This window comes from Streptomyces sp. cf386, from assembly GCF_900103585.1.
Taxonomy (GTDB): Bacteria; Actinomycetota; Actinomycetes; order Streptomycetales; family Streptomycetaceae; genus Streptomyces.
On record NZ_FNHV01000007.1, the window covers coordinates 438,522 to 461,994 of the forward strand.

General features: G+C 72.0%; 16 protein-coding genes, 2 pseudogenes and 1 riboswitch. Of the genes and pseudogenes, 6 read left to right on the forward strand and 12 right to left on the reverse strand.

What is annotated here, in order from left to right; genetic code table 11:
* Positions 1-51 precede the first annotated feature (51 nt).
* Positions 52-497, forward strand: a pseudogene (locus tag BLU79_RS20715) (RNA-guided endonuclease InsQ/TnpB family protein); the annotation flags it as partial.
* 433 nt (positions 498-930) lie between these two features.
* Here BLU79_RS20715 and cobC read toward each other — a convergent pair.
* The 8 genes and pseudogenes from cobC to BLU79_RS20760 all read right to left on the reverse strand — a co-directional run bounded on the left by cobC (position 931) and on the right by BLU79_RS20760 (position 10,122).
* Positions 931-1,992, reverse strand: a complete 1,062-nt coding sequence (gene cobC / locus BLU79_RS20725) for an Rv2231c family histidinol phosphate aminotransferase CobC (protein WP_093907300.1) — start codon at positions 1,990-1,992, stop codon at positions 931-933.
* Entirely contained in the window at positions 1,982-2,836 is an 855-nt protein-coding gene (locus tag BLU79_RS20730; RefSeq protein WP_093907301.1) for a sirohydrochlorin chelatase, read from the reverse strand. Before BLU79_RS20730 ends, cobC begins: the two co-directional genes overlap by 11 nt.
* A 161-nt stretch (positions 2,837-2,997) precedes the next feature.
* A pseudogene (locus BLU79_RS20735) lies at positions 2,998-3,483 on the reverse strand (cobalamin biosynthesis protein); the annotation flags it as partial.
* A gap of 8 nt (positions 3,484-3,491) precedes the next feature.
* The gene (locus BLU79_RS20740) at positions 3,492-4,970 is read right to left on the reverse strand and encodes a cobyrinic acid a,c-diamide synthase CobB (protein WP_371131900.1); all 1,479 of its coding nucleotides are present in this window, start codon (positions 4,968-4,970) and stop codon (positions 3,492-3,494) included.
* On the reverse strand, positions 4,964-5,563 hold the full coding sequence (cobO, locus tag BLU79_RS20745; RefSeq protein ID WP_093907302.1) for a cob(I)yrinic acid a,c-diamide adenosyltransferase: 600 nt from the start codon (positions 5,561-5,563) through the stop codon (positions 4,964-4,966). The genes BLU79_RS20740 and cobO overlap by 7 nt, the downstream gene beginning before the upstream one ends.
* The gene (locus BLU79_RS20750) at positions 5,563-7,587 is read right to left on the reverse strand and encodes a putative cobaltochelatase (protein ID WP_093907303.1); all 2,025 of its coding nucleotides are present in this window, start codon (positions 7,585-7,587) and stop codon (positions 5,563-5,565) included. The genes cobO and BLU79_RS20750 overlap by 1 nt, the downstream gene beginning before the upstream one ends.
* Positions 7,588-7,672: 85 nt before the next feature.
* Positions 7,673-9,184, reverse strand: a complete 1,512-nt coding sequence (locus tag BLU79_RS20755) for a cobyric acid synthase (RefSeq protein WP_093907304.1) — start codon at positions 9,182-9,184, stop codon at positions 7,673-7,675.
* On the reverse strand, positions 9,181-10,122 hold the full coding sequence (locus BLU79_RS20760; RefSeq protein ID WP_093907305.1) for a cobalamin biosynthesis protein: 942 nt from the start codon (positions 10,120-10,122) through the stop codon (positions 9,181-9,183). The genes BLU79_RS20755 and BLU79_RS20760 overlap by 4 nt, the downstream gene beginning before the upstream one ends.
* A 100-nt stretch (positions 10,123-10,222) precedes the next feature.
* A riboswitch (cobalamin riboswitch) is annotated at positions 10,223-10,365 on the reverse strand.
* A 257-nt stretch (positions 10,366-10,622) separates the two neighbouring features.
* Here BLU79_RS20760 and BLU79_RS20765 point away from each other — a divergent pair.
* On the forward strand, positions 10,623-14,885 hold the full coding sequence (locus BLU79_RS20765; RefSeq protein WP_093907306.1) for an nSTAND1 domain-containing NTPase: 4,263 nt from the start codon (positions 10,623-10,625) through the stop codon (positions 14,883-14,885).
* 71 nt (positions 14,886-14,956) lie between these two features.
* Here the strand turns inward: BLU79_RS20765 and BLU79_RS20770 are convergent, their stop codons facing one another.
* The 3 genes from BLU79_RS20770 to BLU79_RS20780 form a co-directional block, all read right to left on the reverse strand.
* Complete coding sequence (locus BLU79_RS20770; RefSeq protein ID WP_093907307.1) at positions 14,957-15,178, reverse strand: hypothetical protein; 222 nt, start codon at positions 15,176-15,178, stop codon at positions 14,957-14,959.
* 45 nt (positions 15,179-15,223) lie between these two features.
* A complete protein-coding gene (locus BLU79_RS20775) occupies positions 15,224-16,456 on the reverse strand; it encodes an inorganic phosphate transporter (protein WP_093907308.1) in 1,233 nt (410 codons plus the stop codon).
* Between the two features lie 176 nt (positions 16,457-16,632).
* Entirely contained in the window at positions 16,633-17,379 is a 747-nt protein-coding gene (locus BLU79_RS20780; RefSeq protein ID WP_093907309.1) for a lysozyme, read from the reverse strand.
* A gap of 206 nt (positions 17,380-17,585) precedes the next feature.
* Here BLU79_RS20780 and BLU79_RS20785 point away from each other — a divergent pair, with 206 nt between their 5' ends.
* The 3 genes from BLU79_RS20785 (at position 17,586) to BLU79_RS20795 (ending at position 21,196) form a co-directional block, all read left to right on the forward strand.
* Positions 17,586-18,326, forward strand: coding sequence for a class II aldolase/adducin family protein (locus BLU79_RS20785; protein WP_093907310.1), 741 nt, complete (start codon positions 17,586-17,588; stop codon positions 18,324-18,326).
* A 149-nt stretch (positions 18,327-18,475) separates the two neighbouring features.
* The gene (locus BLU79_RS20790; RefSeq protein WP_093907311.1) at positions 18,476-19,603 is read left to right on the forward strand and encodes an alpha/beta hydrolase; all 1,128 of its coding nucleotides are present in this window, start codon (positions 18,476-18,478) and stop codon (positions 19,601-19,603) included.
* A 189-nt stretch (positions 19,604-19,792) separates the two neighbouring features.
* Positions 19,793-21,196 (forward strand): hypothetical protein, encoded by a 1,404-nt coding sequence (locus BLU79_RS20795; RefSeq protein WP_177001098.1) that lies wholly within the window; start codon positions 19,793-19,795, stop codon positions 21,194-21,196.
* A gap of 13 nt (positions 21,197-21,209) precedes the next feature.
* On the opposite strand, the gene BLU79_RS20800 is transcribed toward BLU79_RS20795, so the two are convergent.
* Positions 21,210-21,623 carry a VOC family protein gene (locus tag BLU79_RS20800; protein WP_177001099.1) on the reverse strand — a complete coding sequence of 138 codons (414 nt, stop codon included), beginning with the start codon at positions 21,621-21,623 and terminating at the stop codon, positions 21,210-21,212.
* Between the two features lie 219 nt (positions 21,624-21,842).
* Here BLU79_RS20800 and BLU79_RS20805 point away from each other — a divergent pair, with 219 nt between their 5' ends.
* On the forward strand, positions 21,843-23,441 hold the full coding sequence (locus tag BLU79_RS20805; protein ID WP_093907314.1) for an ABC-F family ATP-binding cassette domain-containing protein: 1,599 nt from the start codon (positions 21,843-21,845) through the stop codon (positions 23,439-23,441).
* The last annotated feature ends 32 nt before the right edge of the window (positions 23,442-23,473 follow it).

A 23,473-nucleotide genomic window follows, 5' to 3' on the forward strand; every position in this document is an offset into this window, starting at 1 on the left:
GATCCGGCCTTCAGGCCGGGAGGAAGCGAATCTGATGATGAGGACGCGGAGTTGGCGAGGGCGTTCGGGTGCGCCCGGGTGGTGTTCAACGACGCGGTCCGCGCCCGTGAGGACGCCCGCCGGGCTGGGCAGCCGTTCCCGACGGCCGGAGAGCTGTCCCGGAGGCTGATCACCGAAGCGAAGCAGACGGCGGCACGCTCGTGGCTGGGCGAGGTGTCCGCCGTCGTCCTCCAGCAGTCCCTGCGGGATGCCGAGACCGCGTACCGCAACTTCTTCGCCTCTCTCGGGGGCACCCGCAAGGGCCCGAAGCTGGGTGCCCCCGGTTCAAGTCCCGCAAGGACACCCGGCAGTCGGTCCGGTGCACCGCCAACGCTCGCTGGAACGTCACCGGTAGCGGCCGTCTGAACCTGCCGAAGATCGGCGCGGTGAAGGTGAAGTGGTCCCGCGCACTGCCCGCCACCCCCACTTCCGTCACCGTCGTCAAGGACGCGGCAGGCGGCATCGAGACGGTGAGTGTGGTGCACGGGCCGTGGGAGGTGCGGGTGCATCGCGTCGACGGACCGGGAGGCGGCGTGGTGGTGCGGGAGGGGGGTTGGGCCGTTGCCGATGACGCCGGGCAGCCGGAGGTCCGTACCGGGCCGGGCCGGGCTCTGGCCCGCCGTACCGATGGACTGACCAGCGCGATCGTTGGCCTGTACGGGTGGAGCGGTACCGAGGGCGTGGTGGTGCGCGCCGTCGACACCAATGCCGTCGGCCGGCACTCGGCGACGCCCGTTCTCGAACTGGCCGAGGGGGCCGGGCTGTTGGTGACCCTTGTCGTCCTGACCGCCGACCCCGCCGTCCCGCTCACGGGCGCGAGCGCGACGGTCGCCGCCGACGGCGCCGTGGAGATCCGCTTCCCGGACGGGACCCCGGAGCGCGTACCCCCGCTCAGCGCCCCGCGGCCGTCATCGCCCGCTCCAGCGCCCGGAGGAAGGAGCTGATCGTCTTCCGGTCCCGCACGGCCAGCCGCAGCCACTCCTCGCCAAGACCGGGGAAGGTGTCCCCGCGCCGGACCGCGAACCCGAGCTCGCGCAGGTGTCGTCGTACGGCGGCCGCCCGCGGCAGTCGTACGAGGACGAAGGAGCTCTCGGCGGGTTCGACGACCCGGAGTCCGGCCGAGGCGAACTCGCCGAGACCGGCGACGAGATGGGCCCGGTCGGCGGCGATGCGGTGGGCCGCGTGGGCCGCCTCCGCCAGGGCCGGAGGAGACACGCAGGCCTGTGCGGCGGCGAGCGCGGGCGTGGAGACCGGCCACAGGGGCTGGGCGCGCTCCAGGTCGGCGATGGTCTCCGGGGCGGCCAGGAGGTAGCCGATGCGCAGGCCGGCCAGCCCCCAGGTCTTGGTCAGGCTGCGGAGCACCACGAGCCCCGGCACGTCCGTCCGCCCGGCCAGCGCCTCCCGCTCACCCGGCACCGCGTCCATGAACGCCTCGTCCACCACCAACGTCCGCCCGGAACGGGCGAGTTCGGCGATGGACGCGGCCGGGTGCAGCACCGATGTCGGGTTCGTGGGGTTGCCGATCACCACCAGATCGGCCTCCTCGGGGACGGCCGCCGGGTCGAGCCGGAAGCCGTCCTCCTCCCGCAGCAGCACCCGGTCGACGGTGTGACCGGCGTCGCGGAGCGCGGCCTCCGGCTCCGTGAACTGCGGGTGCACGACCACGGGCCGGGCCACCTTCAGCGCGCGGGCCAGCAGTACGAACGCCTCCGCCGCCCCCGCCGTCAGCAGGACCCGCTCCACCGGCAGCCCGTGCCGCGCCGCCACCACCGCCCGCGCGGCCCGCCCGTCCGGGTAGGCCGCGAGAGAGCCCAGCGACTCGGCGATCCGCTCCCGCAGCCACGTGGGCGGAGTGTCCGCACGGACGTTCACGGCGAGGTCGACGAGCGCCGCGCCGTCGTCACGGACCTCGGCGTCGCCGTGGTGACGGAGGTCGTGCGCTTCAGAGTGCATGGGAGGAGGTGTCCTGAGGGTGAGGTGCGGGTGAGTGGTGCTGATCGTGCTGACCGTCTTGGTGGCCGTCGTCGTCCTGGCGGCCGTCGTGCAGGGCGGCCTCGTAGCGCTCCCGCACCAGGTCCAGCAGCTCCGGTTCCGGACCGATGACGTCCGCCGCGCGCACGTCGATCTCCGGGTGCGCGGCCGCCCAGCCCTCCGCCTGCTGCCATGCCCGCTCCGGCAGGGCGCCGGTGAACAGGAAGTAGGGAAGCACCACGATCCGCTTCGCCCCCAGCCTCACACACCGGTCGAGACCGCTCGGCACGTCCGGCGCGGCCAGCGACACGAACGCCGTCTCCACGCCCGCGTACCCGCGCCCCTCCCAGAGCAACCGCGCGGCCCGGTGCACCTCGGCGTTGGCCTCCGGATCGGTCGACCCGCGCCCGACCAGCAGCACGGTCACATCGGCGCGGTCCCCGGGCCTGCGCCCCTCGGTGCCGAGCGCGGTGTCCAGCCGGCGTTCGAGCACCGACAGCAGCGACGGGTGCGGGCCGAGGGGGCGGCCGTAGGCGATCGAGACCCCGGGATGCCGCTCCTGCCACTGCTGCCGACGGGCGGGCGCGGCCGGGATGTCGGACACCAGCGTCAGCGGAACGGCGACGAAACGGCGTACCCCTCGCTCCACCGACTCGGCGACGGCCTCGTCCAGCAGCGGCGAGGCGGGCTCGGTGAAGCCGCCCGCGACGGGGAGATCGGGGTGGCGGCGCCCCAACTCCCGTACGAAGTCGCGGAACGCCTCGGCTCCGGCATCGTCCTGGGTGTGAGGACCGGCGATGAGCAGGGCGGGCGGCGGGATGGTCAAAATCGCTCCTCGGCGTACGAAAGGGTGGTGCGGTGGTGCGGTGGGGCGTCGAGCACACGACGGTCCACGGTCATGACCGCCATCATCTCGACCGTCGTCGGGTCGACGGCGCCCGGTGTCGTGAGCCGACCGGACTCGTCCGGCCGCGACGCGTTCCGCACGACACCGACCGGCCCGCCCCGCCCACGCCCCGGACGCCGTACGACGGCACAGGTCGCCCTCGCCGGCTGCCCGTCGGCGGGCGCCGACTTCCGCTTGGGTACGAGGAGTTCGCCACCGCGAGCGAGAGCGGCTGCCTCGGCGACGGAAGGGGTACCGACGGTGGCGCGGGGCGCGTCGGAGGGGGTGGGGACCTCGACGGAGGCCAACTCCTCGGCGGAGTAGGTGATCAGGGGGACGCCGAGGCGTGCGGCGGCTTCGACGATGCCGGGTTCGTCGGCCTTGGCGTCGACGGTGGCGAGCTCGGCGAGGGACTCCGGGAAATCCGGGACATCCGGAAAATCCGGGAACTCGGGGGACTGCGGGGACTCGGGGGAGCGGCGGGCATCGCCGAGCGCGCCCTCGATCAGGGTGAGGATCTCCTCGACGGGGACGCCCCTGGAGGCGCCGACCCCGACGACGAGGGACGGCGGACGCGGGATGCCCTCGACATCCGTCACGGGGTGGCTCCCGCAGCACACGCCGCCACGAACCGACGGGCCGCATCCGGCTGCCCCGCCCAGTGCGTGTGCAGGTAACTCGCATGCACCCCCTGCTGCACGAACCCCTCGACCCGCCGCACAGGCGTCCGCACCCCCCAGGCCGCCGCCACCCCCGCCCCGGGCTCGACAACGGTCCGATGGAACTCGTGCGCCCGCATCCGGGTCCCCACCCCCGCGAGCACACTGTCGCTCACGGCGACGGCGTCCCGGTACCCGAGGGTGAGCCGCTCGCTCATCCGGGCGGTGGCATCCAGCACCCCGCACATCGGCTTCCCGTCGAGTTCCCGGCAGAGATACAGCAGCCCCGCACACTCGGCGGCAACGGGAGCACCGCTCAGCGCGAAGTCACCGATGGCCTTGCGCAGGGGTTCGTTGGCGGCCAACTCGGCGGCGTACACCTCGGGAAAGCCGCCTCCGATGACCAACCCCCGTGTGCCCTCGGGCAGTTGTTCATCCCGAAGGGGATCGAAGGTGACGACGTCGGCGCCGGCGGCGGAGAGAAGCTCGGAGTGCTCAGCGTAGGAGAACGTGAACGCTGGTCCACCGGCAACCGCAACCACCAGCCCACGCGGCTGATCGGTGTTCTTTTCAGCCCGTCCGGCGTCTGAGGACGAGGCCCCTTCAGGGCCGACGGGGGTCCAGGGGGCGGAGCCCCTGGAGGACGGGACGGGTAGGGGCGGCGGGGGCGAAGAACCCAGCACCTCAGCCGCATCCCACCCCGCACAGGACAACGCCCCCGCACTCCGCGCCAGCGAAGCCAGCGCCTCCAGATCACACCCCGCACCCACCTGCGCGGCCATCGCCGCCACCGCGTCCACGGCCTCCCCCCGCCGCTCCGCGACCGGCACCAACCCCAGATGCCGCGAGGGCGTATCCACCCGCGCAACCCGCCGCAACACCCCCAGCACCGGCACCCCGGTCGACTCCAACGCCTCCCGCAGCAACTCCTCATGCCGATCCGACGCGACCTTGTTCAGGATCACGCCCCCGACCCGCACCTCCGGATCCCAGGACACGAACCCATGCACCACCGCCGCAACGGACCGGGACTGCGACGACGCGTCGACGACCAGCACCACCGGCGCCCGCAGCAACTTCGCCACATGCGCGGTGGACGCCAGCTCACCCTGCCCCGCGACCCCGTCGTACAGCCCCATGACCCCTTCGACGACGGCGATGTCACACCCACGCGCCCCGTGCAGGAACAACGGCCCGACCAGCTCGGGCCCGCACAGATACGCGTCGAGATTCCGCCCCACCCGCCCCGTCGCGAGCGCGTGATACCCGGGATCGATGTAGTCCGGCCCCACCTTGTGCCCGGACACGGCAAGCCCCCGCGCGGCGAACGCGGCCATCAACCCCGTGGCGACGGTGGTCTTGCCACTGCCCGAGGCGGGCGCGGCGATGACCAACCGGGGTACGGCTGTCACCACTCGATGCCTCTCTGGCCCTTCTGACCGGCGTCCATCGGGTGCTTCACCTTGGACATGTCGGTCACGAGGTCCGCGAAGTCGACGAGCTTCTCGGGCGCGTTCCGCCCGGTGATGACGACATGCTGCGTACCGGGCCGGTCCCGCAGCACGGAGACGACCTCATCGGTGTCGATCCACCCCCAGCGCAGGGGATAGGCGAACTCGTCCAGCACGTACAGCCGGTACGTCTCGGCCGCCAGGTCCCGCTTGACCTGCTCCCAGCCCTCCCGGGCCTTCTCCTCGTTGTCCATCTGACCGTCGCGCTGCACCCACGACCAGCCCTCGCCCATCTTGTGCCAGTCGACGGACCCGCCCTCACCACTGGCACCCAGCACCCGCAGCGCGTTCTCCTCGCCGACCTTCCACTTGGCCGACTTGACGAACTGGAACACCCCGATCGGCCACCCCTGGTTCCAGGCCCGCAGCGCGAGCCCGAACGCGGCCGTCGACTTGCCCTTGCCCACGCCCGTGTGCACCAGCACCAGCGGCCGGTTACGGCGCTGACGCGTCGTCAGCCCGTCCTCCGGCACCACACTCGGCTGTCCCTGAGGCATTACGCGGCCCTCCTCGAAGTCCCCTGCACATCCCTGACCAACCCGGCGATCGAGTCCGCCCGCAACTCGTCCAGCGTCACCGCCGTACCTCCCAGCTCACCCGCGAGCCGCCCCGCGAGCCCCAGCCGTACGTGCCCCGACTCGCAGTCGACGACCACGGACGCCAGGCCCTCCGCAGCGAACAACCGGGCCGCCCGCCCCGCGAGCGCGACGGGTTCGGCCCCACCGGTGGCCCGCCCGTCGGTCACCAGCACGACGAGCGGCCGTCGAGCCGGGTCCCTCAGCCGCTCCACCCGCAGTACCTCATGCGCCTTCAGCAGCCCGGCCGCGAGCGGCGTACGCCCACCGGTCGGCAGCGACTCCAGCCGGACCGCGGCCGCGTCCACCGACGAGGTCGGCGGCAGCGCCACCTCGGCGGCCGTCCCCCGGAACGTCACCAGCCCCACCTTGTCCCGCCGCTGGTACGCGTCCAGCAGCAACGACAGCACGGCGCCCTTCACGGCACCCATCCGCTGCCGGGCCGCCATCGACCCGGAGGCGTCCACGACGAACAGCACGAGATTGCCCTCGCGCCCCTCCCGGACGGCCTGCCGCAGATCGTCCCGGCGCATCACCAGCCCCGGCCCGGAGCGCCCCCGGGTCCGCTGGTGCGGCGCGGCCGCCTGCACGGTGGCCGCCAGATGCAGCTTGGTCAGCGACCCCCGGGGCCGCCGCGCCCCCGTCGTACGCCCGTGCTCGGTCCGCGCCCGCGAACGCCGCCCGGCGGCACCCTCACCGATCCCCGGCACGCTCAGCACCTTGGTACGGAAGGGCTCCGACGCCCGTACGGGAGTCTGCTCCCGGGCCCCGGAAGGCTGCGGCTGTCCGTTCTCGCCGGCCTCGGGAAGCGCACCGGAGTCACCGCCCTGCGGCCCGTCGGACTCGGACGGCGGCTGCCCGCCCCCGCCGTCTCCGCCCCCGCCTCCGTCGGGTCCGTCCAGGTCGGGATCCGGTTCCGGGTCGTCGTCCTCGGTGGGCTCGAACTCCTGGAGGGTCTCGTCGAGTTTGTCCTCGTCGAGTCCCGGCGCGTCGAAGGGGTTGCGTCGGCGCCGGTGCGGCAGCGCGAGCAGCGCCGCCTGCCGCACGTCCTCGGAGAGCACATCCGTCCGCCCGGCCCACGCGGCCAGCGCGGTGGCCGTGCGCGCCATCACGATGTCGGCACGCATCCCGTCCACCTCGAAGGCGGCGCAGGTCGCCGCGATCTGCCGCAGCGCGCCGTCACCGAGCCGCACCGACGGCAGCAACTCCCGTGCGGACACGATGCGTTCACGTACGTCGGCCTCGTCGCCCGCCCAACGGGCCGCGAAGCCGTCCGGATCGTCGTCGTACGCGAGCCGCCGCCGTACGACCTCCACCCGCTGGTCCGGCTCCCGCGAGGCGGCGACCTCGACGGTGAGCCCGAACCGGTCGAGCAACTGCGGCCGCAGCTCGCCCTCTTCGGGGTTCATGGTCCCGACGAGGAGGAAACGGGCGGCGTGCCGGACCGAGACACCCTCGCGTTCGACGTACGACGCACCCATCGCGGCCGCGTCCAGCAGCAGGTCGACGAGGTGGTCGTGGAGCAGGTTGACCTCGTCGACGTACAGGACCCCGCGGTGGGCGTCGGCGAGGAGACCCGGCTCGAACGCCTTGACGCCCTCGGCCAGGGCGCGCTCGATGTCCAGCGCGCCCACCAGCCGGTCCTCGGAGGCGCCGACGGGGAGTTCGACCATGCGGGCGGGGCGCTGTGTGCCGGCGCCGGCCTCGTGCGGCCCGTCCGGGCACGCGGGGTCGGGTGCGGCCGGGGCGCACGAGAAACGGCACCCGGGGACGACCGGGACCTCGGGCATCAGGGCCGACAGCGCCCGTACGGCCGTCGACTTGGCCGTGCCCTTCTCGCCGCGCACCAGCACGCCGCCCACCGCGGGCGACACGGCGTTCAGCAGCAGTGCGAGCCGCAGGTCGTCCTGGCCGACGACGGCCGTGAACGGAAAGGGGGTACTCACTTTGCGTTGCCCTCCAACTCGCCTTCAAGCTCCGGATAGGTGGTGCGTGGCCGCCCGATGTCGTACTCGGCACCGAACGCAGTGCTCATGTGGGGGCTCCCGGTGGCACGAAGGGCAGCCCGCGCGGTGCGCCCGACTCGATGAGCCGCCAGAGCGCGTCCGTGTCCGCGTGCTGTTCGATCAGATCGCCGAGCCGGTCGAGCTGCTCCTCGCGCAGCGCGGCGAACGACGTGTCCGGCGCCGGCACGAACCGACGGCCGGCGGCGGTCGCCACCTCGCGCAGGAAGGCCCGCCGGAACCCGTCCGACTCCAGCGAGCCGTGCCAGTGCGTGCCCCAGGTCTGCCCGACCCGGCAGCCGTCCAGGAAGGATTCCCCGCCCTCTATTTGGGCGACCCCATGATGGATCTCGTACCCCTCGACGGGCTCCCCGAGAGCCTCGCCCACCGGCCGCGTGAGGGTCTTCTCGCGGGCGAACCGGACGCGGACGGGCAGGACACCGAGCCCTTCGACATGCCCGCGTCGGCTCTCGACCTCGTCCTCGATGTGCTCGCCGAGGATTTGGAAGCCACCGCAGACGCCGAGGACGGGCCGCGCTTCGGCGACCCTGCGCCGGATGGCCTCCGCGAGCCCGCGCTCCCGCAGCCACTCCAGGGCACGGACCGTCCCCCGGGTGCCGGGGATCACCACCAGATCCGCGTCGGCCAGTTCCTCCGGCCGGTCCACGAACCGCACGACGACGCCCGGTTCGGCGGCGAGGGCGTCCACGTCGGTGAAGTTGGACATCAGGGGGATCGCGCAGACGGCGACCCGCAGCACGTCCTCGCCGACGGGCGGGGCGACGTTGGATTCCCGGACGGTCCCGCGCAGGGAGACCCGCAGCCCGTCTTCTTCGTCGATCCCGAGCCCGTGCTGGAAGGGCAGAACGCCGTATGTGTGCCGCCCGGTGAGCCCGTGGAGCATGTCGAGGCCGGGTTCGAGGAGCGACACGTCCCCCCGGAACTTGTTCACCAGGAACCCGGCGACGAGTGCCTGGTCCTCCGGGGAGAGGAGGGCGACGGTCCCGAAGAAGGAGGCGAAGACGCCGCCACGGTCGATGTCACCCACCACCAGCACAGGCAGCCCGGCATTCCGGGCGATCCCCATGTTCACGATGTCGGTCCGCCGCAGATTGATCTCGGCCGGACTGCCGGCCCCCTCGCAGATCACCGCGTCATAAGTGCCCCGCAGGTCGGCGAGACACTCCAGCACGGTCCCGAGCAGCTTCTGCTGCCGCCCCCCGTGATACCCGCGCGCACTGAGCTCACCGATCGGCTTCCCGAGCAGCACGACCTGACTGCTCTGCTCCCCACCCGGCTTGAGCAGCACGGGATTCATCAGCGCGGTCGGCTCGACGCGACAGGCCTGTGCCTGCATGGCCTGAGCCCGCCCGATCTCGGCGCCTTCCCTCGTCACGAACGAATTGAGGGACATGTTCTGCGCCTTGAACGGCGCGACCTTGACCCCCTGCCGCACCAGCCACCGGCAGATCCCGGCGGTGACGACGCTCTTGCCGGCGTCGGAGGTCGTGCCGGCGACGAGCAGTCCACCCCCCGTCATGACGTACGCCCCTTCACTATGCGGCGCGCGGCGACACAGACGCCGAGCGCCAGCCAACTGACGCGCTTCGACAGCCGCACGGCCCGCTCGATGTCGTGGACGGCGACGGTCCGCCCCGCCCCGTTGAGCACGGGCCGGTGCTCGACCCGCCCGCCGTAGGACAGGGTCCCGCCCAGCCGTACGCCCAGCGCCCCCGCGAACGAGGCCTCCACGGGCCCGGCGTTGGGGCTCGGATGCCGGTCGGCGTCGGCACGCCAGGCCCGTACCGCCCCTCGGGGCTCGCCCCCGGCGACGGTGGCGAGGACGGCGGTCAGCCGCGCCCCCGTCCACCCGGCCACATCGTCGAGCCGGGCCGAAGCCCATCCGTACCGCCGATACCGGGACGACTTGTGCCCCACCATGGCGTCCAGCGTGTTGACGGCCCGGAACCCGAGCAGCCCCGGCACTCCGCCGACGGCGCCCCACACGAGCGCCCCCACCACGGCGTCGGAGGTGTTCTCGGCGACGGACTCGACGACGGCCCGCGCGATCCCGTCGGCGTCGAGGGCCTGCGGATCCCGCCCGCACAGATGCGGCAGCCGGTCCCGGGCCCCCTCGACGTCCCCCGCCTCCAGCGCCCGCCCGATGACCCGGGCCTCACGCGCGAGCGACGTCCCGCCGACAACGGCCCAGGTGGCGGCGGCGGTCAGCGCGACGGAGACGGTACGGGACGGACGTACGGCCCGCTGCGCCACGGCCCCGAGCGCCACGGCACCGCCCGCACACACGGCGGTGTGCAGCGCGCCCCACCCGCGGTGGTCCCGCCACAACACCTTCTCCACGGCCCCGGCGGCCCGCCCGAACGCGGCGACCGGATGCCCGCGACGCGGATCGCCGAGCAGCAGATCACCGAGAAGTCCGGCGGCGGCGCCGTACGCGAAGACGCGGTCGGCACGCATCGGGGTCAGCCGACCGTCGGTTCAGACAAGGGTCTGACGCTGCAAGTCGATCGGCAGGCGAGCATGGCGTTATGTCCTCACTCAGGGTGTCCACGCCCTGGTTCGACGAGACCGACGGCGAGAGTTCCTGGCTCCCGGGGCTATCTACCCCGGTGACAGTGGCGGGACCGCGCCGGATTCACACCGGCTTCCTCTTCTGCCGCCGTATATGGCTCCGGCAGTCCACCACGGGGTTGGAAAGGGCGTCAACTTGCGGTTGACCTGCGGTGGGGGAGTGTGCAGAACCCCACACCGCTACCACGCCGACGTTGCCCCGGTGTCCGACTTCAGAGGCGATTCCCCTGTGCGGGGTGGCCTTCCGGGACCCGCTTGCGACCGGGCCCCAGAGCCCTCTGGAATACCGCGTACAGGGAGAAAACGCGCGAGAGGACAAGCCAGTTGGCGTATGTGGTCAAGAAGGCGCCGCACGGCGTCACCGTCTTCCGCCCGGGACACCCGGCATGACCGGCAGCTTCCCGGAAGCCCTCGGTCCAGCGGTGGCCCGGCTGCGGGCGCCGGACGGCACGACCGTCGGTACCGGCTTCCTGCTCGCTCCCGGCACCGTTGCCACCTGCGCCCATGTCGTGGCGGACGCCCTGAACAGCGACGCACGGGATGAGACAGCCCCCACCCGGCCGGTCACCGTGGAGTTCCCGCTGCAGCGTGGATCCGCCGCGTACGAGGCGTCGGTGTCGGCCTGGTGCCCGGTGGCAGCCGACGGCACCGGCGACATCGCGCTGTTGCGGCTCCCGGAAACGGAGCCCGAACCGGGCGACGTCCCCATCCACTCCGCGATGCCGGGCGCGTCTCCCGTCCCCCTTGCCGGAGTCGGCGACGTCTGGGACCACCGCTTCCGCATCCTCGGCTTCCCCGCCACCGCCGAACACGGAGCCTGGATCGGCGGACGGCTGCGCGGCGCGGTCGGGCAGGGCTGGATCTCGATGGAAGCCGACGGCACCGCGTATCGCATCACCCCCGGCTGCAGCGGAGCGCCGGTCTGGGACGAGGAGACCGGTGCCGTCGTCGGGATGACGGTCGCCACCGACCGCGGTCCCACCTCGGTCACCGCCTACCTCATCCCCGCGGAGGCACTCCTCGCCCTCCAGCCGGGCCGGCGCCGCTGCCCGTACCGCGGACTCGATGCGTTCCGTGAGGAGGACACCGAGTACTTCTTCGGCCGTGAGGAGGAGACGGAACGACTGCTCGACGCGGTGGACCGGCACGTCGTCGTGCCGGTGGTCGGACCGTCCGGCAGCGGCAAGACCTCGCTCGTACGCGCCGGGGTTCTGCCGCGTCTGCGAGCCCGAGGCCACACCGTGTCGGAGATCCGGCCCCTGCCCGGCACCCGCGCCTCGCTCACCCTGGCACGGGCCCTGAACTCCGTCCTGGAACCCGGCCTTGGCGCGGCCGAGCACGAGCGTGCCGCCCTGGCCCTCGCGGACCTGCTCGACACCGAGGACGGTCCGAGCCCTGCGGACCTCGGTCTGCGCCTGCTCGACCATTGCGGCCCGAGCGGCCACGTGCTCTTCCTCAACCAGTTGGAGGAGACCGTCGCTGCCGAACCGGTCACCGCCCGCGCGCTGCTGAGCCTCGTGGTGTCGCTGGTGTCGGCCCCGGCGGACGGCAAACGACTGCGCGTCCTGGCCACACTCCGCTCGGCCTCCCTGGACGAATTGGTGGAACCTGCCACCGCCCGGGTCCTCAGCGACTGTGCCCAGGTCGTGGCGCCCCTGGGCCGAACCGGACTCCTGCGCGCCATCGAAGGCCCGGCGGGCGGCGTCCCCGGCCTCACCCTCGAACCCGGTCTCGCGGAACGCATCGTCGACGACGCGGAAGACGAGCCGGGGCACCTCCCCATGGTGGAGTTCGCCCTGACCGAACTCTGGTCCCACGAGAAGGGCATCCGCCTCACCCACGCCGGCTACGAGGCCCTCGGTGGCGTCGCCGGAGCGCTGTCCGCCCACGCCGAGCAGCGGGTCGGCGAGGTCATCACCGCGCACGGCGAAGCCACGGTCCGCCGCCTGTTCACCCAACTCGCCCGCCCCGACGACGCGGGCGGCTTCACCCGCAAGCCGGTACGTCTCGCGCCCCTGCCCCCCGATCTGCGGGCAGCCGCCGAGGCCCTGGCCACCCGCACGCGCTTCGTCCGCATCACCCACGGCCCCGATGACGACCCCATCGTCGACCTTGCCCACGAGGAACTGGTCCGGTCCTGGGGCCGGCTGAGGAAGTGGCTGGAGGCGTCCCGGGACTTCCGGGCGTGGCAGGAGCGGCTGTTGCAGGCGCTGGCGCACTGGAGGGAGACGGGGGGTGAGTCGGGGGCGCTGCTGCGGGGGACGATGTTGGCTACGTCCGTGGAGAGCCTGGGGGATCCGGATCGCCGAGCGGACATCACACCGGCGGAGCGTGACTATGTGCAGCTCAGCCGCCGGCATCAGCAACGGGGCCTGCGGCGGTGGCGGCTGGCGACAGCGGTGATGGTCGTGCTGGCGCTGGTGGTGGGCTGTCTGGCGGTCGTGACCTGGCGAGGGGAGCTGGCCCTTGAGGAACGTGCGCGGGTCACGGCGTCCCGGCGACTGGTGGAGGACGCTGCCCGGCTGGCCGTGACCGATCCGGGCACGGCCGCGCGGCTTTCGGTGGCCGCATGGCACAACGCGCCCGGCAAGGAGGCCCGGCAGGCGCTGCTTCAGGCTTATCTCGGCGGCTTGTCGGTGGTCTCCGGGTATCCGGGGCAGAGGGCCGAGCCCATCCGGAGCATCGACGTCACCCCGGACGGCTCGACAGCCGTGACCACGTCAGCCGACCGGGACGGTGGCGCGCACGCCCGGGTGTGGACGGGGCTGAGCGACGGGCGGGCGAGCTCGTGGCCGGTACCGGGGCTGACGGGCGGAGAAGCCCCTGTACGCGCCGAGTTCAGCGATGACGGCGGGCTGCTGGCCATCGTGTCCGCCGACGGGTCGGTCCACTGTTACGACGTACGCACTCACCGACACCTGTGGACCGGTCACCAGCCTGTACTGGGGACCGGGCGCATGGGCCACACGGCGGCGCTCGACTTCTCGGACAGCGGTCGGCTGCTGCTCCGCCTCGTCGCCGACGATCTCGCCGAGTCAGGGGCGGCGCGCAGCTCGCACGTCCAGGTCTGGCACAGCCGTACGGGAAAGCCTCGGAAGGCGTCGCAGCAGGGGCTGCCGAGCGGTCGGGAGGCGAACGACGCCGCGCTGGTCGCGGAGGGCCGGGACGTGGTCTATCTCAGTCGGTACTTCGGCGGCGGGGAAGCACGGGTGCAGAACCTGGTGACCGGCGGGAACCCGCGCCCGGTCGAGGACGCCGAATGGCTCTCCCACCGGGGCGCCGGGGTCGTCACGGACCGGGGGTACGGGTGGCATCGGCTGACGCGGCTGACGGGCTCCGGTGGTGCCACAGGGCCGCGGTTCCTGGCAGTCGAACCGGAGGGTTCGGACCTCACCGGCCGCTATGCGCTGGTGCGGAACGGCACCCAGGTGAGCCCGTACGAGGTGGTCGACGTGGAGACCGGTAGCCGGTACCGCGTGCCGGGCTTCGTCCGGCGCGCCACCGGCGAGGAGCAGCCCGTCGGTGTCCTCCCGGGCGAGAAGGCCGGGGCTGCGCCGCGCCTCATGGTGGCCTCCGGGTCGGATCTGCTGGTGCTCAGGACGCGGGAGGAGCGCAGCATGCCGTTGCCGGACCCCAGGCCTGGTTTAAAGAGCGTAGAAGGCGACTCGTACGCGAGTAGCCCGGGAGGCGAGTACCGCGCGCACGTCCAGAACGCCGACAGCAACGACGGCATGACTATGACACTGGTCGTGGCTCGCCGGGGCGAGGAAAGCCGAGCTGAACCGGTGACGCTCAAGGAATTCAAAGGGGAGGCACCCCAGGCTTTCTTCACCACGGACGGCGACCACTTGGTCGTCTGGGCCCATGACGTCGACTGGGACCACCACAAGGTCGCCATCGTGGATCCGGACAGCCCGCAGGACATGCAGGTGTGGCCTTTTCCGGGCACCGTCGCGGTCCTTCCCCTCCAGGGCAGCGAGGTGGCCGTCCTGGCGGACCGTGGCCTGGTCCGGTACGACGTCGCGTCCGGCGAGGAAACGGTCCTGGACGAACATCCCTGCGGAGAGCTGGGACAACCGTGCCGTGGGCTCGCCGTCCGTCCCGGACCCCGTGACGAGGTGGCGGTCGGTCACAGCAGCGGCGAACTGGTCATCTGGAACACAGAGACCGGGCGGGCACGCAGAGAAACCGGCATCACGGTGGCGGACACAGGGGGGTCTGCGGGAAGTCTGGCATTCGATCCGCGAGGCCGGACGGTCGCCACCCCACTGGACGCCAGAACCATCCAGCGATGGGACGCGGAGACCGGCGAGCGCGTGGGACCGGCCGTCGAGACGGACGACCGGCTGTCAGCGGTGACGCTGGCCGACGACGGGAGTCTCCTCCTAGCCGCCATCGACGGCGGCCTGTCCCTGTGGCGACCTGGGGACCGCGAGCCCTATGTCACGTTCCCTTTCAGTTACGTCCCGGACGGCATCCACCTGACGGCCGGCCATGTCACCTTCCACGACGGCAACTCCGAGCTGAGCATCCCCCTGAACCCCGAGGCCTGGCACAAGGCCCTGTGCCGTCACTGGACCCCCTACACCCGGGAGGAGAGCGCCATCCTCGACGGCGCCGGAGCGGTGAAGGACTCGCCGTGCCCGTAGGCCGGGAAACGCCAACCGGGCGGGGCAAGGACCGCAGTCCCCACGCCCGCCCGGTACGTCGTGCCGTTGCGTCAGGCCACGATCAGATAGATCCCGTACGCCACGGCCGCCGCACACGCCGCGAAGCATGCGTACGCGCCGGTGACCGCGAGCGCGGCCGACCCGCCCTGAGCCGTGGCCTTCTCCTGGCGGGACAGGCCCGCGATGCCGAGGGTGAACAGGCCCACCAGGGCCACCGTGACCACGAGGCTGACGCCGAAGACGGAGCCGAGGGCCGCCCAGTCGATCTTCATGCTTCTACTTCCTTGGGTAACTGAGGAGGAGTGACCGGGAGGAGGTCAGACGGAGGCCTTCGAGGGCGCCGGCTCGGTGGCCGGGGCCGGCACGGTGGCCGACAGGTCCTCGGTCGCGGTGCCGGCCGGGGGCGGGGTCACGGCGGCGATGGCGGTGGTGACCACGCCGGCCGGCTCGTCGGTCTCGTTGACGTTCGTGTGGTCGACGACCTCGCGGCGGGAGATCTTCCAGATCGCGGCGCTGGAGGTGATCAGGAAGATCGCGACGAGGGCGGTGCCCCAGGAACCGAAGCCGGTCACGTACTCCGCGAGCGCGCCGACCAGGGCGGCGGCCGGGAGGGTGAGGCCCCAGGCGACGAACATGCGGGTGGCCGTCGACCAGCGGACCACGCCGCCCTTGCGGCCGAGGCCCGCGCCCATCACCGCGCCGGAGACGGAGTGCGTGGTGGAGAGGGAGAAGCCGAGGTGGGAGGAGGCCAGGATGACCGTCGCGGCGCTGGTCTGGGCGGCGAAGCCCTGCTGCGGCTGAAGGTCGGTCAGGCCCTTGCCCATCGTGCGGATGATGCGCCAGCCGCCGAGGTAGGTGCCGAGCGCGATGGCCAGACCCGCGGAGAGGATGACCCACATGGGCGGGTCGGAGTCGGGGGCGACGGCGCCGCCGGCGACCAGGGCGAGGGTGATGATGCCCATCGTCTTCTGCGCGTCGTTGGTGCCGTGGGCGAGGGAGACCAGGCCGGCGGAGGCGATCTGGCCGGCGCGGTAGCCCTTCGCGGAGGCCTGGCCGTCGGCCTTCTTGCCGAGGGAGTACGTCAGGCGCGTGGCGAGGAGCGCGGCGATGCCCGCTACCAGCGGAGCGGCGATCGCCGGGATCAGCACCTTGGTGACGAGCGCGTCGCCGTGGACCGCGCCGACGCCGGCCGAGGCGATGGTGGCGCCGATCAGACCGCCCATCAGGGCGTGCGAGGAGCTGGACGGCAGTCCGACCAGCCAGGTCAGCAGGTTCCAGAGGATCGCGCCGACCAGCGCGGCGAATATGACTTCGGGCCGGATGCCGGTCTCGTCGACGAGACCTTTGGAGATCGTGTTGGCGACCTCCACGGAGAGGAAGGCGCCGACAAGGTTCAGCACGGCGGACATGGCCACCGCGACCTTGGGCTTGAGCGCACCGGTCGAGATGGTGGTGGCCATCGCGTTGGCGGTGTCGTGGAAACCGTTCGTGAAATCGAACGCAAGTGCGGTTACGACCACAATCGCGAGGATCAGCGAGAAGTTTTCCATTTACCCAGGCAATCGTTCGAGGTCATTGGCTGGACGAACGTAGGTAACCTGAGTGAACGAAAGGTGAACTGAGGGGGGCCGCACGGTGTCTGTAGGAGGGGGTTGATGTCCCCGGCATCCCCCGGAGGGGGCGTTGCCTCCCCGTCGATCACCGCACGGCCCGGGCGCCGCAAGGGCTAGTAGCCTCGGGCAAACTTCCTGAGCTGGGTCATGGACCCGTTGAAGAGATTTTGGTCACCCGGCAGGCTGCCGCCGTTGTCGTACTGCCAGAAGGTCCAGAACTGCCATCCGGCCGGCATCGCCCCCGCGCTGGAGGAGTTGTAACGGGCTATCCACAGCGCGTGATTCGAGGCGAAGGCGCGACTGGCGCCGGTGCAGGTGTTCCACCAGTGGGTGGTCGTGTAGATCACCGGGCGACGGCCGGTGAGCCGCTTCACCTCGTTGCTGAAGGACTGGATCCAGTTGACCATCTTGGCCTTGCTCAGTCCGTAGCACTTGTGCTTGCTGTACGGGTTGTACTCGATGTCGAGTGCGGGCGGCAGAGTCCAGCCGTCCGACCTCCAGCCGCCGCCGTTGCGTACGAAGTGCTGCGCCTGGGTCTTGCCCGCGGACTTGTTCGGCAGCGCGAAGTGGTACGCGCCGCGGATGAGGCCCGCGTTGCGGGAGCCGTTGTACTGCTGGTTGAAGTACGGGTTGCGGTAGGTGTGGGACTCGGTCGCCTTGACGTAGACGAACCTCGCGCCCTTCGCCTTCGAGCTCTGCCAGTTGACGTTCTTCTGGTGGGAAGAGACGTCGTGGCCCTTGGGTTTGGCGGCTGCCACCGCCGGGATCTCGGCGAGGGCGGTTCCACCGAGGGTGAGAGCTGTCACGTATGCCGCTATGAGGCGGGAGCGGTGACGGGACGGTTTGTGATCACGGGCCATATTTCCCCCCGGAATGGCGACGTGCACGACAAATCCCCCAGAGAGTATTGGAAGATCGTTGAAAGCCGATCGATCTCAGGCCAAGCCCGAGGGAGGGGAGTTTGTCCCCGTATGTGATCTTCCGGACGCTGGTCTTCCGCCCTAAAGTGCCCCGGCTCGTCGATGACTTGAGGCCACGCCGCGGTGGCGCCTGGCAGGATCGCCGCATGGCTGAGGAGCGGCGGGACCGGCGGGGCGTTGGGGACGCGCGGGATGCGCGGGAGGGCGCACAGGAAGTGGGGGAGTCGTGGGGCAGGAGTGCGCGCCCTGAGGAGTCGGAGGCCTGGGAGACCCTCGTGGCGACGGCGCGGCGGACCGTGTCCGACGGGCTGGTCGTCGGGACGTCCGGGAACGTGTCGGTGCGCGTCGGCGACACGGTGCTGGTCACGCCGTCGGGAGTGCCGTACGACCGGCTGACGCCGGAGGCTGTGACCGGGGTCGATCTGGGTGGCAGGCAGGTGCTGGGGGCGCTGGTGCCGACGAGTGAGCTGCCCATGCACCTGGCCGTCTACCGGGCCACGGACGCCGGTGCCGTCGTGCACACCCACGCGGTCCACGCGACGGCCGTCTCGACGCTGGTTCCCGAGCTCCCGCTGATCCACTACATGGCCGGCGCCCTCGGCGGGCCCGTCCGGGTCGCCCCGTACGCGACGTACGGCACCCAGGAGTTGGCCGAGAACATGCTCCGAGCACTCACCGACCGCACCGCCTGCCTCCTCCGGAACCACGGCACGATGAGCTACGGCGCCACCCTGGACCAGGCCTACGACCGTACGGCCCAGCTGGAGTGGATGTGCCGTCTGTGGCTCACGGCGTCCTCGGTGCCGGGGCTTACGCCGACGTTGTTGTCGGAGGGGGAGGTGGCTGAGGCGGGGGAGCGGTTGCGGGGGTACGGGCAGCGGGGGTGACGGGTGCCTCCGGCGGTTGGAGGTGGGATGGGTGCGGCGGGGGCAGCACCAGCGCCGGGGCACTGGAAACGGGCGGTACGTGAGTACGTGGCTCACTCCACGTCGTCCTCCCACTGGCCGGTCCCCGGGTCCGCCCGGACACTGGTGTTGTGCGCACTGTCAAAGCGACGGCCGCTGCCGTCACCGTGGCTCTGGCCGCCGGCGCCGCGAGCGTCGCGGCCGGGCGGTTCGCCAGTGGTGCCGCGCTGACGGCTCCTGCCGGGCGGCCCCTGCCCACCGAACCCCGGCTCACCGTGCACGCCACGGCCGCCGGCCAGATCGCGCTCACCCGCGACCTCGCATCGCTGCGCCCCGGCACGTACGGGTTGTCCGGCGACGGCTCGCACGCGGTCGTCGGACCCGTGCTCGCCTCGGCGAACCACTCCGCCGACACCGTCGTACGCCGCCTGGAACGCGTCACCCACGGCACCCTCCGACCCGGCGACAGCGTCTGGCTCACCCCGAACGTGTACGTCGGCAACCCGAGCGCCGCCCTCGGCCTCGATCACGCCGACGTCGACGTTCCCGGTGAACTCGGAGCCCTGCCCGCCTGGTTCGTCCCCGGCACGCGGGACACCTGGGTCATCGCGGTGCACGGCCTCGGCACCACCCGCGAACACGCCATGAACGTCATGCGGTTCCTCAGTGGCCGGCACTTCCCGGTCCTCGCCCTCGCCTACCGCGGCGACCTCGGCGCACCCCGCCCGCCGGACGGCCTGAACCACCTCGGCGAGACCGAGTGGCGCGACCTGGACGCGGCGATGAGGTACGCCGTGCGGTACGGCGCCGAACAGTTCGTCCTGCTCGGCTGGTCCACCGGCGCGACGATGGCGCTGCGCGCGGCCGCGCAGTCGGGGCTGCGTGACCGTGTCTCCGGGCTCGTCCTGGACTCCCCGGTGCTCAGCTGGGAGACCACGCTGCGCGCCCTTGCCAAGGCCCGCCACACGCCGAGCGCGCTGCTGCCGCTCGCGGTCCGCGCGGCACAGGGCCGCACAGGCCTGGACACCGACCGCGTCACCGGCAACGGCGCCCCCGACCGCCTCACGGTGCCGACCCTCATCTTCCACGGCCCCGGCGACCGGGTGGCCCCCTGGACGCTCTCCCGCCGGCTGGCCGACGCCCATCCCAACCTGGTGGCCCTCCACACGGTCCAGAACGCCCCCCACGCCGCCATGTGGAACGCCGACCCCGAGTTCTACGAAGAGGCTCTGCGCCGTTTCATGACGCCGCTCATGTGACGCCGCCCGTCCGCGTGCCGGCCTCTCGCACGGTCGCCCGCGACCGGTCCCACAGGTTCCGTTTAACCCCGTACCACTGGCCTGTTATAGGTCCCTCACCGCCCGCAGGGCCCTGTGCGTTGGCCATCCCCGTCGCCCCTCGTGACATTCCGTTTGGGTTTTCGGACCGTCAACCGGAAGACTGCACCCGTGACGTCCCGTATCCCGCGCGACTCCAGGCTTCGACTCGTCCGCCCGCGACCCCTGGCCGCCGCCCCCCGAGCCGTGAACCAGCGACGCCCACGGCGCCCCGTACCCCGCCCTCCGGAAGGCACACCGGCCCGGTCCGAGCTGGCCAGAATGGCTCGCTCCGGTCTGGCCACCGCGGCCCGCGTCGCCCACTGGGCCGACGCCGCCCTGCGCCCCGGCCGTGACGGTGCCGGCTCCGACGGCAAGGGCACCCTCTCCGACGCGACCGCCGAACGGGCGGCGAGCGACCTGGGCCTGACCGTGGCTCAGGTGCGTGCCGACTGGGACACCGCGCGGCTCGCCGGTCTCGTGGAGGTGCACGGCGACAACGCCCGGCCCGGCTGGCGGCTGCGCGCCTGGGACCGGGACGACAGTGCCGTCCTGCGCGGCTGGGTCGCCCTCTTCGACGCCTGGTCGCTCGCCTATCCGGAGCCCAGCGACCGTGAGCCCGCCGCCGTCGCCGAGGTCGTCTCGGCCATGCCGCAGGTGCTCTCCTTTCTCCAACTGTCCGCCGGGCCCGTCCCCGTCGAGCAGCTGCTGGACCTGCTGGAGCAGCGCGTCACCGAACTGCGCACCGAGAGATGCGAGATCCCCTACGGGCCGCAGCCCGAGCCGGTCGCCGACCCCGCGGCCGCCGCGGACACGCCTCTCGCCCCGCTCCTCGACTGGGCCCTGCACGCCCTCGCCTCCGTCGGCGCCCTCACCTACGGCGACGGACAGGCCACCCTCACTCCGCTCGGCAGCTGGGCGGTCTGGGTCAAGCTGGAGCAGATCTGCGTCGCCGCGCAGAGCCCCGCCGGGAACATCGAGCAGGGCGCCGAGGACATGCTCCGCGGCTGCGCCCAGCTCCGCCCGAACGCCGCCCGCGACGAATACCGCGCCTGGCTCGCCGCCCGCCCCGTCGGCAGCGCCGTCACCGAACTCCTCGGCGCCGCCCGCGGCGACGACGCCCTGCTGCGCGGCCTCGCCTTCGAGGCGCTGCGCGTCGTCGGCGCCCCCGCCGAGCCCGACGTCCGCGCCGTCCACGACGAGCCGACCCTGCGGCCGTACGCCCTCCTCTGGCTCGCCGAGCACGACGGGGTGGACCCCGAGGACGCCCACGAGGTGCTCACCCGGGAAGAGGCCACCTGGCTGTGGGTCGACACCGCCGCCGCCGTCGCCGACCACGGCGAGGCCCCCATGCTCGTACGGCACCTGGAGTCCGCTCTCCAGCCGACCGTCCCCGCGCTCCTCGACGAGGTGCGTGCCGTCGGTCACCCCCGCACCGTGCAGGTCCTGGTCGCGCTCGCCGCCGCGCACCCCGACCCCGCCCTCGCGAAGGCCGTGCGCCGCGCCGCCTTCCAGGTGCACACCGGGGGGAGCTGAGCCGGACCGGCGCTCAGCCCTCTATCGCGGGGGAGTAGGTGCCGAAGCTCCACACATTGCCCTCGATGTCCCGGGCCATGTAGTCCCGCGAACCGTAATCCTGGTCCGTCGGGGGCATCAGGATCTCCGCGCCGTGCTGTACGGCCCGCCGGTGGTGTGCGTCGACGTCGTCCACGACGACGTACACGCCGGTCGGGCCCGCGTCCTTCATCAGCTTGTCGTAGGCGCTGCCGGTGCCTGTCGAGCCGAGCATCACCGCGCCGTTGCCCTGTACCAGCTCGGCGTGCGCGATCTTGCCGTCCTCGGTCTCGTACACCGCCAGCTCCGTGAACCCGAGGGCCTCCGTGAGCTGCTTGATCGCGGCCTTCGCGTCCGCGTAGTGCAGCGTCGGGTAGATGCTCGGACGCCCACCGCTCGTACCTGCCATGCCGATCACCTCTTCCGGAATCTCGACGCGCTGCCAGTCTCGCAGCGCCCACTGACAACGGCCTGCCGACGCGACATACATGATCGAACACATGGACCCAGAAAAAGTGCTTGCACGGCACCGTTAGACTTGGCCCATGGCCTGTCTCCTCGCGCATTAGACGGCGGGAACGTCCTCAGCCGCCCATCCCGCCACCTATCCCTGCCCTGGAGTCTGTCCGTGATCTCCGCCTCCGGTATCGAGCTGCGCGCCGGTGCGCGCGTCCTCATCGAGTCCGCGACCTTCCGCGTAGCCAAGGGCGACCGCATCGGCCTCGTCGGCCGCAACGGCGCCGGCAAGACCACCCTCACCAAGTGCCTGGCCGGCGAGGGCATCCCCGCCGGCGGCAACATCACCCGCTCCGGCGAGGTCGGCTACCTCCCGCAGGACCCCCGCACCGGCGACCTCGACGTCCTCGCCCGCGACCGCGTCCTCTCCGCGCGCGGGCTCGACGCACTGATCCGCAAGATGCGCGAGAACGAACAGCGCATCGCCAACGGCCAGGGCGCGACCCGCGAGAAGGCCCTGAGGCAGTACGAGCGCCAGGAGACCGAGTTCCTCACCAAGGGCGGGTACGCCGCCGAGGCCGAGGCCGCCACCATCGCCGCCGCGCTGAACCTCCCCGACCGGGTGCTCGGCCAGCCGCTGCACACCCTCTCCGGCGGTCAGCGGCGCCGTATCGAGCTGGCCCGCATCCTGTTCTCCGACGCGGACACCCTGCTGCTCGACGAGCCGACCAACCACCTCGACGCCGACTCGATCGTCTGGCTGCGGGACTACCTCAAGACCTACCGCGGTGGGTTCATCGTGATCTCCCACGATGTGGACCTGGTCGAGACGGTCGTCAACAAGGTGTTCTACCTGGACGCCAACCGCGCCCAGATCGACGTCTACAACATGGGCTGGAAGCTCTACCAGCAGCAGCGCGAGGCCGACGAGAAGCGCCGCAAGCGCGAGCGGCAGAACGCCGAGAAGAAGGCCGCCGCGCTGCACTCGCAGGCCGACAAGATGCGCGCCAAGGCCACCAAGACCGTCGCCGCGCAGAACATGGCCAAGCGCGCCGACCGGCTGCTCGCCGGACTCGAGGCGGTGCGCCAGAGCGACAAGGTCGCCAAGCTGCGCTTCCCCGAGCCCGCCCCCTGCGGCAAGACCCCGCTCACCGCCGAGGGCCTGTCGAAGTCCTACGGCTCGCTGGAGATCTTCACCGACGTCGACCTGGCCATCGACAAGGGATCGAGGGTGGTCATCCTCGGGCTCAACGGCGCCGGCAAGACCACCCTGCTCCGCCTCCTCGGCGGCGTCGAGACGCCCGACACCGGCGAGGTGATCGAGGGCCACGGCCTCAAGCTCGGGTACTACGCCCAGGAGCACGAGACCCTCGACCCCGAGCGCACGGTGCTGGAGAACATGCGCTCCGCGGCCCCCGACATGGATCTCGTCGAGGTCCGCAAGGTGCTCGGCTCGTTCCTGTTCTCCGGCGACGACGTCGACAAGCCGGCCGGTGTCCTCTCCGGTGGTGAGAAGACCCGTCTCGCCCTCGCCACCCTCGTGGTGTCGTCGGCGAACGTCCTGCTGCTCGACGAGCCCACCAACAACCTCGACCCGGCCAGCCGCGAGGAGATCCTCGGCGCGCTGCGCACCTACAAGGGCGCGGTCGTGCTCGTCACCCACGACGAGGGCGCCGTCGAGGCGCTGCAGCCGGAACGGATCATTCTGCTGCCGGACGGCGTCGAGGACCTGTGGGGCGCCGACTACGCGGATCTCGTCGCCCTGGCTTGATCGAATGCGTGATCACCGGCGTATGGATCATT